This is a genomic window from Stutzerimonas stutzeri (assembly GCF_024448895.1).
Lineage (GTDB): Bacteria > Pseudomonadota > Gammaproteobacteria > Pseudomonadales > Pseudomonadaceae > Stutzerimonas > Stutzerimonas stutzeri_Q.
This window is the reverse complement of sequence record NZ_JAMOIC010000020.1, coordinates 56,504-70,877: the sequence shown is the minus strand read 5'-3', so window position 1 is coordinate 70,877 and position 14,374 is coordinate 56,504. Positions and strand designations below refer to the sequence as shown.

11 protein-coding genes are annotated in these 14,374 nt (G+C 61.9%); 5 read left to right on the top strand and 6 right to left on the bottom strand.

Annotation, left to right across the window (positions count from 1 at the left end):
* Positions 1-29: 29 nt before the first annotated feature.
* From NA619_RS19910 to NA619_RS19900, 3 genes are read right to left on the bottom strand one after another with little or no spacing between them, the layout of a single operon-like run.
* Positions 30-374, bottom strand: a complete 345-nt coding sequence (locus tag NA619_RS19910) for a YdbL family protein (RefSeq protein ID WP_255963545.1) — start codon at positions 372-374, stop codon at positions 30-32.
* Positions 375-376: 2 nt separating this feature from the next.
* Complete coding sequence (locus tag NA619_RS19905; RefSeq protein WP_255963558.1) at positions 377-568, bottom strand: YnbE family lipoprotein; 192 nt, start codon at positions 566-568, stop codon at positions 377-379.
* Between the two features lie 38 nt (positions 569-606).
* Positions 607-3,180, bottom strand: coding sequence for a YdbH domain-containing protein (locus NA619_RS19900; protein ID WP_255963544.1), 2,574 nt, complete (start codon positions 3,178-3,180; stop codon positions 607-609).
* 558 nt (positions 3,181-3,738) lie between these two features.
* On the opposite strand from NA619_RS19900, the gene NA619_RS19895 reads away from it, so the two are divergent.
* Positions 3,739-4,092, top strand: coding sequence for a tetratricopeptide repeat protein (locus NA619_RS19895; protein WP_255963557.1), 354 nt, complete (start codon positions 3,739-3,741; stop codon positions 4,090-4,092).
* 78 nt (positions 4,093-4,170) lie between these two features.
* The gene (rmuC, locus tag NA619_RS19890; protein ID WP_255963543.1) at positions 4,171-5,646 is read left to right on the top strand and encodes a DNA recombination protein RmuC; all 1,476 of its coding nucleotides are present in this window, start codon (positions 4,171-4,173) and stop codon (positions 5,644-5,646) included.
* Between the two features lie 15 nt (positions 5,647-5,661).
* Here rmuC and NA619_RS19885 read toward each other — a convergent pair whose 3' ends face one another.
* The 3 genes from NA619_RS19885 to NA619_RS19875 all read right to left on the bottom strand — a co-directional run bounded on the left by NA619_RS19885 (position 5,662) and on the right by NA619_RS19875 (position 11,964).
* The gene (locus NA619_RS19885; RefSeq protein ID WP_255963542.1) at positions 5,662-6,906 is read right to left on the bottom strand and encodes an MgtC/SapB family protein; all 1,245 of its coding nucleotides are present in this window, start codon (positions 6,904-6,906) and stop codon (positions 5,662-5,664) included.
* 365 nt (positions 6,907-7,271) lie between these two features.
* The gene (locus NA619_RS19880) at positions 7,272-8,204 is read right to left on the bottom strand and encodes a hypothetical protein (RefSeq protein ID WP_255963541.1); all 933 of its coding nucleotides are present in this window, start codon (positions 8,202-8,204) and stop codon (positions 7,272-7,274) included.
* A gap of 295 nt (positions 8,205-8,499) precedes the next feature.
* On the bottom strand, positions 8,500-11,964 hold the full coding sequence (locus NA619_RS19875) for a hybrid sensor histidine kinase/response regulator (RefSeq protein WP_255963540.1): 3,465 nt from the start codon (positions 11,962-11,964) through the stop codon (positions 8,500-8,502).
* Positions 11,965-12,465: 501 nt separating this feature from the next.
* On the opposite strand from NA619_RS19875, the gene NA619_RS19870 reads away from it, so the two are divergent.
* The 3 genes from NA619_RS19870 (at position 12,466) to NA619_RS19860 (ending at position 14,305) form a co-directional block, all read left to right on the top strand.
* Complete coding sequence (locus NA619_RS19870) at positions 12,466-13,035, top strand: GNAT family N-acetyltransferase (protein ID WP_255963539.1); 570 nt, start codon at positions 12,466-12,468, stop codon at positions 13,033-13,035.
* Between the two features lie 230 nt (positions 13,036-13,265).
* Positions 13,266-13,979 carry an AzlC family ABC transporter permease gene (locus NA619_RS19865; protein ID WP_255963538.1) on the top strand — a complete coding sequence of 238 codons (714 nt, stop codon included), beginning with the start codon at positions 13,266-13,268 and terminating at the stop codon, positions 13,977-13,979.
* Positions 13,979-14,305: an AzlD domain-containing protein gene (locus tag NA619_RS19860; RefSeq protein ID WP_255963537.1), complete on the top strand. Its 327-nt coding sequence runs from the start codon at positions 13,979-13,981 to the stop codon at positions 14,303-14,305. Before NA619_RS19865 ends, NA619_RS19860 begins: the two co-directional genes overlap by 1 nt.
* Positions 14,306-14,374 lie beyond the last annotated feature (69 nt).

Below are 14,374 nucleotides of genomic sequence, written 5' to 3'. Positions count from 1 at the left end.
CGGCGCGTGTGCCGCCTCTGCGGTCAGGTTTATTTCCTCACCCAGCTTCCGTTGAGCTGAATGATCTGGCCGGAAGGCGTCTTCTCGATGGCCTTCTTGCCGGCAATGGCTTCAACGTCGCTGACCTTGATGCCATTCTTCTGTGCCAACCGATGGTATTCAGCACGCCGCGCCTGGTTGATCTGGCTGGCGATTTCTTCTGCCTGACCGCTTGACTCGACGACGCCAAGGTAGCCGTCCGGCCGTTCGCCAAGCTGCCCGCTGGCCTTGGCCTGGCCCAGCGCCGACATGGCTTCGTTGAGTGACATGGCGGCAGCCGGCAGGGCGAGGCACAGCGCCATGAGCAGGGTTCCGAGTTTCAGATAGGTTTTCATGGTCAGAACAGTCCGCTGTCTTCGTTGATGATCGAATCGAGCTGCTTGTCGACCTTGATGTAGATCTCGTGCTCGATCTTGACGTTGAGATTGATGTTGATCGGCTCGTTGGGCACGGCCAGTTCCACCCGAGGGGTGCAGGCGCTGGCCAAGAGCGCCAGTGCCAGAATGCTGATGGGATTGCACAACCGCATGACCGTCTTCTCCTGATCGGTGTCGCCGCTACAGTGCCTCATCTAAGGCGCTCCTGCACGCGTCGTTGTATGGTTTCGCTGACGCGGTCGGACAATTGCAGACTGGTCAGCAAGGCGGGGATGTCTTCCTCGAGGTTGATCGAGAAGTTGATCGGTCGTCCTCCTTCCAGCGCCGGGTTGCGCCCGTGCAGCTTCAAGCCCAGGTCCAGCTTTCCGTCCGCTCCGTAGTGCAGGTCGCTGGAGAGCAGATCGTAGTGGAAGTCATCGAGTGCTTCGGTTACCAGGCGCATGGCCGGGTTGGACTGGCCCAGCGCCTGGATTTTCGCCGAGCGGAACTGCAGTGCACCACCCGGCTCCCGAGCCTTGAGCGAGCCTTGCTCGATGCTGATCCCGGCTTCGGCCCGCTGTAGCAGCATGTTGCCGTCGATCACGCCGGTGCCGGTCAGACCGTCCGCTGGGTAAGCTTCGAGCAACAGGGGTAATTGCAGGCCACGAAGATGCGCCTGCAGCCGCTGGGTATCTGCGGCAAGGTCGGCAGCGCCGGGCTCGAGCCAGAGGCGTCCGCCCAATAACCGCACTTCGGCGATGCTCCAGGCGAGGCGTCCTTTGGCGAGATTATCCAGGGGAGCGAGAAACTCGCCATTGAATCGTAGCGGACCAAAGGTGAAGCCCGGGTTGGCCTCGCGCAGTGTCAGCTCGGTGATATCCAACCGAAGCTGATCGCGCTGCAACGTGGCCGACAGCTCGGCATCCAGCCCGCTCAGCTCGGTACGGTCGTAGATCCCGCCCAGCCCCTTTGCACTGATTGCAGCAGTAGCGCCGAGCGGGCCGCTCGCCGGCACGTTCAGCTGTGCCTGGCCCTGTAGCCGGCCATTGCTCAACTCCAGCGCCTGCGGCCATTGGGCAAGGGTGGCGGCCAGGGGATTGCCGGCACGCAGGAATACTTCGGGGAGCGTAACGTCGAGGCGAGTCGAGCGGTTGGTCAGGTTCTGTGCAAGGGTGAGCGGCAGTGTGAGACCGGAATCATTGCTCAGCGGGCCATTCAGCGAGAGCTGCGACTGATCCGCGGCCAGGGTGCCGCTCCAGCGCCATCCCTGGGGGCGTAGTGCTGGGTGTTTCAACTCGCCCACGGTCGCTGCTGTCTTGCCCTTGGCCGCGAGGTTCTGCAGCCTTCCATCGGTGAAAGCGGCATCGATGCCGATCCCGGCAAGCTCTATCCGCAGGTTGCTGGCGACCAGATCCGCTCCGCTGGCAAGGCTGCTCAGGGCCAGCTTCGAGTCCTTGTCGAAGCGGATGCTGGCGGCGTTCTGGGAGACTTGTCCGCTCAAGCGCAGGTCCGTGTCGAGGCCCTTCAATACGATGTCCTGCTCTGTCAGCGACGGGCTGCGCAGGCGTAGTCGAGTCTTTTCGAATGACATGGAGTAGGGGTCGGCGGTGTTGAGCAGCACGGGGCCCTCGAGCGAGAGGGTCGTGGGGCCGGCGGTCGCCACCTGAATCTGCAAGGGCAGCGTCGTCGCATCGGTCGTACCCGTCGAGCGCGGGGTGACTTTCAAGCTGACGGCGGCCGGGCGCAGCGGCGCCGGCAGTTCGTCGGCAATCGCTTTCTCCGGGCGCAGCTGCAGATCCGCAGATAACGCGGTAGGTAACCAGAAGCCCTGGTCGGCTTTGGCGGCGATATCCAGTTGACCCTGAACCTGCCCGATGCCGAGAACCGGCCAGGGCCCAGGCAGGTTGGCAGACAGCCGAAACTCGCCATCCAGCGCGGCCCAGGTGCGGGACAGGTCAGTGGTGTCGATGTGCGTCGCCCAGCCTGCGCCGATCCGCATCTGCTCGGGCAGTTCAGGCAGCGTCTGGGGTTCATAGGGCAGCCACCTGTTGAGCCACTCCAGCAGCCATGGGGCTTCGGGTAGCTCGCTCATTGCCAGCGTTCCGCGCCACAAGGTCGAGTCGTCGTCTGGAGCGAACTGGTTCTGCATGGAAACCCGCTGCTGTCCATCCAGTAGTAGCCCGAGATCAATGTGGGTTTCGGACCGCTGCTCGGAGGCATTGACGCGTAGCTCGAGACGATGGGCCAGATGATCCAATTGCAGGTCAAATGAAGCAGCAAGCGGTTGGATGTCTGCAATCTGCCAGCCCAGTTGCCCATGTTCGGTGCAGTCGGAATTCCTGCATGGCATCGTCACGGCGAACGATTTGATCTGTCCCTCACGCGGCAACCAGGTCGCCCAGCGCTCCAGTTGCTGGCGGTCAGGCAGCGTCACGGGTTGGTCGGCCTCGACATCGTCGTCAACAGGTGCGGGCTGCCATTGGGCGTCGAGATGATCGATGGAAAGCGTCCGCAGCGGCAGCAGGCGCCAGGCATCGGCAAAATCAAGGCGGAGCTCCGTGAGGGTGACGGCCTGCCGTTCGTCGGCTGAGGGCTGCCGAACAAAAATGATTTCGCGGACTGCCACGTGCTGGGCTGACAGCCTCACGCCACTTATATCGAGCGAGACGATGCCCTGTTCACGCTTGAATTGTTGCCAGCGAAGGCTACCGTAAATCCCTGCGCCCAAAACGAGCAAAGCCACGCCAGCAACCGCCCAGACGAGGAGTTTTCGTCGCTTGGTCATGAGCCGTCCCGTAGAAATCGATGACCTAGCATAAGCCGGGTAGACGCCCGGATGCGATCTGCTCCTGATTAGCGCAGGCGATACCCGATTAATGCTGAAAAGTTCCGAAGCGAGCGGTTTTAGAGTCTCCTCATGTGCATTTCGGGGCGCTTGCGCACTACTGCGCCAAACTTGTGCACATTTCGCCTCAGCCCTTGTCAAGCGCTTATGACAATCTGTCGCAAACCGGCATGCGCGATAGATCGATAATAACGTACTGAAAAATAACGAGTTTTCCGTTTGGCCAAAAAAGCGCCAGTTTAACCGCAGCCCCCTGAACACAGGCGCTGCGTAAATCTGTAACCTGTTTGTCCACTGAGTTACCCACAGGATCTGTGGATTAAATTTAGATGTGATCTAGATCGCGGTTTTTCGGTTTTTGCAAGACTTTAACTCTGTAAAAAAAGGAGTAGAGTGCGCGCCCTTGTCCCCCCGAAGCATTCGGTGACCATGAGAACGCGTCCTACCGCCTCGACCAATGTCGAGAGCACTACATCTTCTCCACGCCTGCCCATGCGCATGGCGTTGTGGCTGCTGGACAGCCAGCGTCTAGGACAGACCAAAAGCGTCAAACGCATAGCCGGCCGGATGCTCAAGCAGCCGGCGCTCGAAGGCGTAGTCGAAGCACAGAGCCGCCTGGGACGGTTGCTTTGCCACGATTGCGACAGTCAGCGCGACCGGCGCATCGGCTTCGAGTTGCTGCGCCAGGCAGCGCGCGCTGGTGATCGGCAAGCTCAGCTCGAGCTAGGGCAGTTGTACTTCCAGGGCCAGTACCAGGAGCTGACAAAGGCACGCCACTGGCTTGAGCTGGCTGCGGCTCAAGGCTCAATCGACGCATCGCGCCTTCTTTCGCGGCTGATTGCCACGCGCTAAAGCTGCAGCGTAGACCGGCTGGCCTGACCTGCCGGGCCATGCTGGCTATACTGCCCGGCAATTCAGCCGGAGCCGTTCATGCCTCTCGATCCCCTCTATCTATCTGCCGCTCTTGGCGCGCTCTGCCTGGTACTGGCTGGTGTAGCGGTGCTGCTACAGCGGCGCCTGTCCCAGCAGCAGGCTGATTTGTCGCTCCTCGATGAGCGGCTCAGCCAGGCAGTGATGGCGCAGGAAGGCTTGAGTGCACAGCTCGAAACCAGCCGCCAGGATCAGGCGGATCTCAACGAGTCCCGCGCGGCACTGCAATCCGAAGCTGCCGTCCTGCGGCGTGAGTCCGAATGGTTGCAGGCCCAGCGCCTTGAAGCCCGCGAAGCCTTTGATGACCTGCAAGCCGAACGCGATGCACAGCAGGCCGAGCTTCGCGCACTGAGCGCTGCCCATGCGGCCGTCAAGGCAGAGCTGAATGAACAGCAGAAAACCCATGAACAGCGCCTCGAGGACCTTCAGGGTGCGCGTGATGAACTGCGCGCGCAGTTCGCTGAGCTGGCAGGCAAGATCTTCGAGGAGCGCGAGCAGCGTTTTGCCGAGACCAGCCATGAGCGGCTTGGCCAGCTGCTCGACCCGTTGAAGGAACGCATCCAGTCATTCGAGAAGCGGGTCGAGGAGAGCTACCAGAACGAGGCGCGCGAGCGCTTTTCACTGGCAAAAGAGCTCGAGCGACTGCAGCAGCTCAATCAGCGTCTGGGTGACGAGGCAACCAATCTGACACGGGCCCTGCAAGGGCAGAAGACTCAGGGCAACTGGGGCGAGCTGATCCTCGAACGCGTGCTTGAACATGCCGGCCTGGAGAAGGGACGCGAATATCACACCCAGGTCAGTCTCAAGAGCTCGGACGGCGAACGCTTCCAGCCGGACGTCTTGATCCAGCTGCCTGGCGACAAGCAGGTGGTGGTGGATGCCAAGGTCAGCCTCACGGCCTACCAGGCGATGATCAGCGCCGAAGACGATGCCAGCCGCGCGCTGGCGCTCAAGCAGCACGTGCTGTCGCTGCGCAATCACCTGAAAGGCTTGTCACTCAAGGATTATCAGCGTCTCGAAGGGCTCCAGAGCCTGGATTTCGTGCTGCTCTTCGTACCCATCGAGGCCGCTTTCGCAGCCGCGTTGCAGGGCGATCCCGAGCTGTTTCAGGAGGCCTACAGCAAGCACATCGTGATCGTCAGCCCGACCACGCTGCTCGCCACACTGCGGGTGATCGACAGCCTCTGGCGCCAGGAGCGGCAAAGCCAGAACGCCCGGGAAATCGCCGAGCGGGCGGGGGCGCTGTATGACAAGTTCGCGGCCTTCATTCAGGATCTCGACGAGATCGGGACGCGGCTGCAGCAGCTGGACAAGGCTTACCTGGGGGCGCGTAACAAGCTGACCGATGGGCGCGGTAATCTGGTAGGGCGCGCTGAACAGCTCAAACTGCTAGGCGCGCGGGCGAGCAAGCGGCTGCCGGCCGACTGGCTGGAGCGCGCTGGAGCCGAGACGCCCTTGGAAGAGTCCGAAGACTAGCGTCTGTCATCGACTTCAGACCAGCCACAGCACCGCAAGCCCGGCCAGCAGGCCGCCAAGCACGAACGGCAGCGTCAGCATCGCGATCGCACGCCCGCCAATGAACAGGATCAGTCCGGCTTTGACCAAGCTGTTGCTCAGCGCCGCGAGGAAAATGCCACGCACTGCGACTTCTTCGCTCAGATCCGTCTTGGCGCTGTTGGACAACGACAGGGTGATCGCATCGACGTCGGTCAGGCCGGAAAGTAACGAGACCAGATAGACCCCCGCATCGCCCAGCCACCGCTGGGCACCCTCAACGAGAAACAGAATGATCACCAGCAGCCCGGCAAACCGTAGTGCGGGGCCGAGCTCGAATGGATTCTTCAAAGGTGGTTCGGTGGCATTTTCCGGCTGCTTGCCGGCGCCCAGGTAATAGAACAGCGCGCCTGCGGCGTAGATCAGCCCGGCCGTCAGCATTGGTGCCAGCAGCGAGGGCAGCAGCGCCCGGTTGATCAGGCCGACCTCCAGCAATACCCGAGGAAACATCAGCGCCGATGTAGCCAGCAGGCCGGCCGCCAGTGCATGCCGTAGCTTTGGTGAGTCGAGTCGGGCAAGCGTGATGGTCATCGCCGTGGATGAAACGATGCCGCCCAGCAAAGCGGTCACCATCAGACCGTGACGAGTCCCCAAGAGTCGGATGGCCACATAGGCAGCGAAGCCGATGCCAGCGATAAGCACCACCATCCACCAGGTGGTGTATGGGTTGAAGGCTTCCCAAGGGCCATAACCCTGATTGGGCAGCGCCGGCAGTAGCACCACCGAAATGAACAGCAGCTTCAGCGCGCCGCTCAGCTCGACTTCGTTGAGTTTGCGCAGGGCACCATGCAGGCGCGATTTCAAACTCAACAGCAAAGCCACTACCACTGCGACCGAAGCGGCCAATATCCGGCTTTCAGCGACTGCCAGGCTGCCCAGCAGGAAGGTTAACAACAGCGCGACTTCAGTGGTCATGCCGCGGTCGGCATTGGTACGCGACTCGACCACATAGCCGGCGATCGTCAGCAAGGCGAGCACCACGAACATCGAAATCCAGGCGGCAGCACCGAAATGGCCGGCGCTCAGGGCCGCCAACCCGCCGAACAGACCGGCAAGGCCAAAGGTGCGTATTCCGGCCATTTCCTCGCCGTTCTGGTCACCGCCGCTCCAGCTGCGCTCCGTACCGATCAGCAGACCGACGCCCAGAGCGGTGGCCAGGTTCAACAACAGCTCGAGGGTCATCTTCAGGGTACGCCTGCGATCGAGGATTGCTTAAGTCTAGCCGTCTCGCTGCGCCAGCACATGCGGTGACGCTCTTCGGTCTAACTGCAGCGGCCGGTGACGGCATAACAGCACGACCGGTTCGACCGGATTGGCGCCGGGATCCAGTCCTGCCGCATGGATCGCTCCAATCAGCGAATTAGGTGCCCAGCGCGTTGGGTGGTGCCACGGAGCGCGGGCCTGAAGAGTATTCGTATCGGCCGATGTCTCCTTAATCTGGTTTCAGCCTGCAAGACACCTGTACGCAAGCGCGCCGCATAACATGTGGCTAATTCGGCCTGTAAAAAAAGCCCGGCCAAGGCCGGGCTCATATTGCGTGTCGCGCCTTACTGCTGAGTGAGGTTTGCTACGTTGCCATTGCCGGTCTGGGTGATCGAGGCAAGGTCGCCAATGGCTGACTGAGTGACGTTGGCAAGGTTCAGAGAGCCGGCCTGATCAATCATGGCTTCGTTCTGCGAGCCGGTTTGGGTCACATTCAGCTGGTTGTAGTCGCCGTCCTGAATCGCTATGGCGGAGTTGTCGACGCCTGCCTGATCCAGCTCGGAATCGTTTCCGACGCCGTACTGAACGAATTCAGCCTTGCCCAAATCGCCAGCCTGGCTGACATCGGCTTTGTTGCTGAAGCCATTTTGCTCAACGAACGCATCGGAATCACTAGCGTCTGGCGTCTGGCTGATGAGAGCGGAGTTCAGGTCGCCGGACTGGATGACGTCAAGTGAGTTGTTATTGCCGTACTGGCCAGCGCGCATGTAGTTGTCAGTGCCGTTCTGGTCAACGTAGGCCGTATGGAAGTTGCCGCCTTGAGCCAGCGACGTATCGTTAGAAGTGCCAGTCTGCAGGACGTCTGCAAAGTGGTCACCGCCGCCGCCTTGAACCACGCGGGCTTCGTTCAGATCGCCTTCCTGGGTGATGACCGAATTGTTGTTGCGAGAGGCTTGCAGTACCACATCAACCAGGTTTCCGTTGCCGGTTTGGTAGATGGCCGAATTTGAGTTGACGCCGCGCTGATTGGTCGTCGCATCGTTGGCAACGCCGTCCTGATAGATCGAAGTCGTGTTGCCGGCATTGGTCTGATCGACCAAGGCTTTGTTTGAATCACCACCTTGAACGACTTCTGCTGCCTGAGAAGTGCCAGCCTGGTTTACGGTCGCTTCTTGCTGCGTTCCATCCTGATCGACTGTTGCCGTGCTTCCAGCAGCCATGGCATTTGCTGAAGCGGCAGCGATAACCAGGGCAAGTAGCGTTTTCTTGTTAAACATGGTGTAGCTCCATATGAAAAGGGTGGTGACCATCCTGCTCCCACGACCAACCCATGCGGATTGGGGAATTTGGATCTAGGTGACGCGTTGGGAAAATAGCCCTTGTTGCGAAATGCCACCATGAACCGAACGGTTGAAAATTGATGGGTGCTCGGTTTTTTCGCATGCGGAGGCGCCTAAGCAACTAGAACCAGATTCAACAAGGTTCAAGGGCAGTCTTCAGGGCGCGAGTCGCGGGGGATTGCTCAAGTCTGGATGTCTCGCTGCGTCAGCATTGCGCTGACGCAGCTGGGCCTCAATGCAGCGGCAGGTGGCGGCTCATCAGGGCGCGCAGGGCAGCCGGTTTGACTGGTTTGGCGAGGAAATCCAGACCCGCTGCATGGATCGCTGCGATCAGCTCCGGTCGGCCGTCCGCACTGATCACCACGCCCGGCACCGGTTCGCCGAGACGGGTGCGCAGCCAGGCCATCAGCTCGGAACCGGTTTCGCCGTGGTCAAGGTGGTAATCGACCAGTACCAGCTGCGGCCGCACGTCTTCGCGCAGCAGTACCTCGCATTCGGCCCGGTTGCTGGCTGTCCAGACCTGGCAACCCCAGCGCGAAAGCAGGCTGTTCATGCCCACCAGAATGCTGTCTTCGTTATCGATGCACAGCACCTGAGTACCGGTCAGTGCGGTCTGCTGTGCTTCGCCTCTGGCGGCGATCTGCCGCACCACCTGGCTGGCGACCGGGACAGTGACGCTGAAGACACTGCCCTTGCCCGGCCAGGAACGTACCGAGAGCGGATGGTTGAGCACCTGGCAGAAACCGTCCGCAATGGCCAGTCCGAGTCCCAGACCTTTCTCTGCGCGGGTCTGATGGCTGTCCAGGCGTTTGAATTCCTCGAAGATCACGCGCAGCTTGTCCTCCGCGATGCCTGGGCCGCGGTCCCAGACTTCCAGACGCAGGGACGAGCCCTGGCGCCGCACGCCCAATACCACGCGACCCTTGGCGTAGCGGAATGCATTGGTGAGGAAGTTCTGCAGCACCCGGCGCAGCAGTCGGATGTCGCTGTCGACCCGCAGTCGGCTGCCATGTACGCGGAAGTCTACCCCTTGTTCCGCGGCGAGCACGGTGAACTCGGTGGTCAGGGTGTCGAACAGCGTCGCCAGCGGGAAGGGATTGCGGTCCGGAGTGATACGCCCGTTTTCCAGGCGTGAAATATCCAGCAGGTCGGAGATCAGGTCTTCGGCCGAACGCAGTGAGCTGTCCAGATGGCGGACCAGGTCCCGCGCCTCGGTCGGTAAGGCGTCGTGCTGATGCGACAGCGCCGCAGAGAACAGCCGTGCGGCGTTCAGCGGCTGCATCAGGTCGTGGCTGACAGCGGCCAGGAAGCGCGTCTTCGACTGACTCGCCGCTTCGGCCGTGCCCTTGGCTGCCGTCAGCGCCTGGTTCAGCTCGGACAATTCCTGGGTGCGCTCACTGACGCGCTGTTCGAGCCCTTCGTTGGCATCTTTCAGCGCACGTTCAGCGTCGCGGTACGCGGTGATATCACTGAAACTCATGACGAAGCCGCCACCCGGCATAGGATTGCCGATCAGCTCGACGACCCGGCCATTGGGGAATGTCCGCTCGGACGTATGCGCGCGGCCCTGGCGCATCCAGTACAGCCGTTTGGCCACATGGGTATCGGGGTCGCCGGGGCCGCAAAGCCCGCGCTCGGCGTTGTAGCGGATGATGTCGGCGATGGGGCGGCCGATGTAGACCAGGCCCTCGGGGTACTCGAACATTTCCAGGTAGCGGTGGTTCCAGGCCACCAGCCGCAACGACTGGTCCACCACGCTGATGCCCTGGGTGATGTTCTCGATGGCGCCCTGCAGCAGGGCCCGGTTGAACTGCAGTACCTCGGAGGCTTCGCCGACGATACGCACCACATCGTCGACCTGCATGTCGCGACCTTCCAGCGCGGCCTTGACCACTGCCCGGGTCGACGAAGCGCCCAGAACGCCGGCGAGCAAGCGCTCGGTATGGGCGATCCACTGACCGTCCGCTTGCTGCTTGGGCGAGTAGTCATGGCCGTGACGTCGGGCGAAGCGCTGGAAGCTAAGCTCCGCGCGTTCGGCACCAACGAAGCGTGAGGCCAGCAGGAGCAGATCCTCGACCTGCACGGCCAGCAACCGACGGCTGCTGGCAGACGCGTGTATTTCCTGGCCGATGAAACGGCTGGCCTGCCAATGCTCGGCGACCCGGGTCTGCGACAGGATCGACACCCAGAAGAACAGCGTCGCGTTGCCCACCAGCGACAGGGTGACGCCCAGGGTCAGCGCGCTGGTGTTGAAAGGCAGATCAGTGGTGTACATCCACAGCAGGCCGGGGAACATTTCCAGCGGCCAGCCGAGCAGCGGCAGGATCAGCGTGTACACCCAGATCAGCGCACCGGCGGCAAGGCCGGCAAACACACCGCGGCGGTTGGCCTGCTTCCAGTACAGCGCGCCGACCATGGCGGGCGCGAGCTGCGTCAGGGCGGCGAACGCGATCTGGCCGATGGTTGCAAGGCTGGCGCTTGAACCCAGCAGCCGATAGCTGACATAGGCCAGCAGCAGGATCGCGACGATGGTGATGCGTCGTACCGAGAGCATCCAGTGGCGGAACACCTCGAATGGCTGTTCGGCTTCCTTGCGACGCAACAGCCAGGGCAGCAGCATGTCGTTGGAGACCATGGTCGAAAGCGCGACGCTGGCGACGATCACCATGCCCGTCGCTGCCGACGCGCCGCCGATGAAGGCCAGCAAGGCCAGCGCCGGGTGCGATTCCGCCAGCGGCAGGCTGATCACGAAGGAATCCGGGCTGACGCCGCTGGGCAGCAGCAATTGCCCGGCCAGCGCAATTGGGATGACGAACACGGCAGCCAGGATCAGATACAGCGGGAATACCCAGCGGGCCAGGCGGAAGTCGCGCGGTTCGATGTTCTCTACCACCGTCACATGGAACTGCCGGGGCAGGCAGACAATGGCCATCAGCGCCACGGTGGTCTGCACCATCATTGCGGGCCAATTGACCGTTTCTTCCCAGAATGCCGACAGCTCCGGTGCGTCGTGCGCCTGGTTGAACAGATCGCCGAAACCGTTGAACAGGCCAAAGGTGACGAACGCACCGATCGCCAGAAAGGCGAACAGCTTGACCAACGATTCGAAGGCGATGGCCAGCACCATGCCGCGGTGATGTTCGGTGACGTCCAGGTTGCGCGTGCCGAACAGTACGGTGAACAGCGCCAGGGCCATGGACACGATCAGCGCGGTGTCCTGCGTGCCTGCGCCGGCGACCGCCTCGCTGTGCTTGCCGATCAGCAGGTTCACGCCGAGCACGATGCCCTTGAGCTGCAGTGCGATGTAGGGCAGCACGCCGACCAGGCAGATCAGCGTCACGACCACGGCCAAGGTCTGCGACTTTCCATAGCGCGCGGCGATGAAGTCGGCGATGGAGGTGATGTTTTCCTGCTTGCTGATCATGATCATCTTCTGGATGACCTGTGGCGCCAGCAGCATCAGCAGGATGGGCCCGAGGTAGATCGGCAGGAATGCCCAGAGTTGTTCGGCCGCCTGGCCGACGGCGCCGAAAAATGTCCAGCTGGTGCAATAGACCGCCAGCGACAGGCTGTAGACCCAGGCGCGCACCCGTGGAGACAGCTGGCCGCGGTTGCGATCGCCGTAGAAAGCGATGGCAAACAGCAAGGCCATGTAGGTAAAGGCGACCAGCGCAATCAGCCCACCAGACAACGACATGCGAACTCCATGACACACATATAAAAGCGGGCTCAGCCGTCCATTCCGACGGAACGGACAAGGACCGTGCAAGGCAGTGTCAGCGCATTCCCAAGGGTGAGCCGAGCGCGCCGCAAAGGCGGGTCAGCGGCTGCCGACGTGTTCGGGTCGGTCACCTTAGGGTTGCGCGAGGGCGCTGCTCTAGCTCGGCAGGTTATTGGATAACCGGAAGCTGCCACTTACTTGATAGAAGATTCTGCAAAGTTTCGCAGTAAAAGGGGGCGAGGTGTCGCGGCTGCGACCATGGTCGCATGAGGTGAGTGGTCGCGCCCGTCGCCGCTAAAAGGACTGCGCTAGACGACCCGCTAGGCCAGCTGATGCATTCATGAAAGCGGCTCGCTCGAATGATCGCTGGTGCCGGTGTGACCAAAGCCGGTAGCAATCCAGCCGACGCATCGCCGGGCACTTCCTGCCGGTGTTGCGATCACAACAGCGCCCCATCCACTTGCTGGAGAAGATCTGATGTTCACGCCGCGCCCGGTCACGTTGCAGAGGGGCGCCCTGCGCCTCGACCCACTGACGGAATCAGATATCCCGTCGCTGGTTGAAATCGCCGAGCGCAATCGGGACGAACTGATCTATCTGAACGGCCCGCTGCGCCCGGACTGGTATCGACTTGCTCTTGCCGATCAACGGGAAAGTCGGGCGGTGGTGTTCACGCTGCGGATGGCGGAGCGCATCGTCGGCACCACGCGTTTCGCCGACTTCAACCCCTTGCTACCGGCAGCCGAACTGGGCTGGACTTGGCTGGACAAGGCAGAGCATGGCAGTGGCCTGAATACATCGATCAAGTTTCTGCTGCTCCGGCATGCCTTCGAGGAGTGGCAGCTGGTGCGTCTGCAGTTGAAAACTGCCGCCAGCAACCTGCGCTCGCAGCGTGCCATCGAAAAGCTCGGCGCCCAGCGCGAGGGGCTGCTGCGCAACCATCGTCGACTTGCCGACGGACGTCTGGACGACACCGTTCTCTACAGCATCACCGACCGTGACTGGCCGGCGGTGAAGTCAGCTCTGGAAGCGGGCACCGCCGGATAATCAGCGCAGCAGGCACAGGTTGCCGGCGCACGAAACAGGAACAGAATCTACCCAGCTCCGGCGCTTCGACTCGGGCGTCGTCGCCCTCGACCCACGCATTAGGGTAATGTCTACCGCTTTCGCGGGCGGCTCGTCCCGCGTCATCTGTTCGACTTCGTATTCCCTTACGCTCCGGCCTCGATGGCGGTGCGTAGCTCATTTTTGTTGCGGTGCACAGCTAAGGAGCCCCGATGTCCCGCTCGCAAGAGTTCCTGCATGGTTGCCGCGATATTCTGCCGCTTATCGTTGGCGCCATTCCTTTCGGCATCATTTTCGGGACCCTGGCCGTTGGTGCGGGGCTGTCCGGCTGGCAGGCAATGGGCATGTCGGCCTTCGTGTTCGCCGGCTCCGCGCAGTTCATCGCTATCACACTGATCGCCGGAGGCGTGGGTGCGGCGGTGGTATTGCTCACCACCTTCGTGGTCAACCTACGCCACGCCCTATACAGCGCCTCGATGCAGCCCTTCGTGCGGCACCTGCCGAGCCGCTGGCGTGTGCCGCTGGCCTTCTGGCTGACCGACGAAGCCTTCGCCGTCATTCAGCACCGCTATGCGCGGGACGACACTTCCGCGCTCAAACATTGGTACTTCCTGGGCGCAGGTCTGACCATGTATCTCAGTTGGCAGCTCGCGACCCTGGCAGGCATCGCGTTCGGACAGGCCGTACCCAATGTCGCCAGCTGGGGACTGGATTTCGCCATGATTGCCACCTTCATAGGCATCGCCGTTCCCATGATGCGCACTCGGCCTCAGGTGGCATCAGCACTGGTGGCCGCGGTCGTCGCACTGCTGACCTGGGACCTGCCTTACAAACTCGGCCTGATCGCCGCAGCGCTGGCCGGTATCGTCGTTGGTGTCTGGCTCGAGCGTCGGGCCGAGCGTCAGCTGCAAGGGGAGGCCTGCTGATGCAAATCTGGCTGCTGATTCTGGGCATGCTCGCCATCACCTTCCTGACGCGATACAGCTTTTTCGCTTGGCCCAATCTGCGCTTTCCACGCCTGGTTGAGCAGGGGCTGCATTACGTGCCCGTCGCAGTGCTGACCGCCATCGTGGTGCCAGGAATGCTGATGCCTACCGGCGAATGGGCGCTGGATTGGCGCAACGCCTATCTGCTAGCGGGTGTGCTGTCGATTCTGATCGCAGCCTTGACGCGGAACCTGCTGGCGACCATTGCCGGCGGGCTTGTCTGCTTCTTTCTGTTGCGCTGGGCGCTCGGGCAGTTGCCGCTGTGACGGACCGCGCAGCCCGTGACATGACGGCAATAAGCATGTGCCCCTGGCCGAACTTTCAGGCTCCAATAA

Coding starts and splice junctions, on each gene's coding strand:
- NA619_RS19880 (WP_255963541.1), bottom strand. CDS start 8,204: ATGTTTAACAAGAAAACGCTACTTGCCCTGGTTATCGCTGCCGCTTCA.
- rmuC (WP_255963543.1), top strand. CDS start 4,171: ATGCCTCTCGATCCCCTCTATCTATCTGCCGCTCTTGGCGCGCTCTGC.
- NA619_RS19860 (WP_255963537.1), top strand. CDS start 13,979: ATGCAAATCTGGCTGCTGATTCTGGGCATGCTCGCCATCACCTTCCTG.
- NA619_RS19865 (WP_255963538.1), top strand. CDS start 13,266: ATGTCCCGCTCGCAAGAGTTCCTGCATGGTTGCCGCGATATTCTGCCG.
- NA619_RS19910 (WP_255963545.1), bottom strand. CDS start 374: ATGAAAACCTATCTGAAACTCGGAACCCTGCTCATGGCGCTGTGCCTC.
- NA619_RS19895 (WP_255963557.1), top strand. CDS start 3,739: ATGGCGTTGTGGCTGCTGGACAGCCAGCGTCTAGGACAGACCAAAAGC.
- NA619_RS19875 (WP_255963540.1), bottom strand. CDS start 11,964: ATGTCGTTGTCTGGTGGGCTGATTGCGCTGGTCGCCTTTACCTACATG.
- NA619_RS19870 (WP_255963539.1), top strand. CDS start 12,466: ATGTTCACGCCGCGCCCGGTCACGTTGCAGAGGGGCGCCCTGCGCCTC.
- NA619_RS19885 (WP_255963542.1), bottom strand. CDS start 6,906: ATGACCCTCGAGCTGTTGTTGAACCTGGCCACCGCTCTGGGCGTCGGT.
- NA619_RS19905 (WP_255963558.1), bottom strand. CDS start 568: ATGCGGTTGTGCAATCCCATCAGCATTCTGGCACTGGCGCTCTTGGCC.
- NA619_RS19900 (WP_255963544.1), bottom strand. CDS start 3,180: ATGACCAAGCGACGAAAACTCCTCGTCTGGGCGGTTGCTGGCGTGGCT.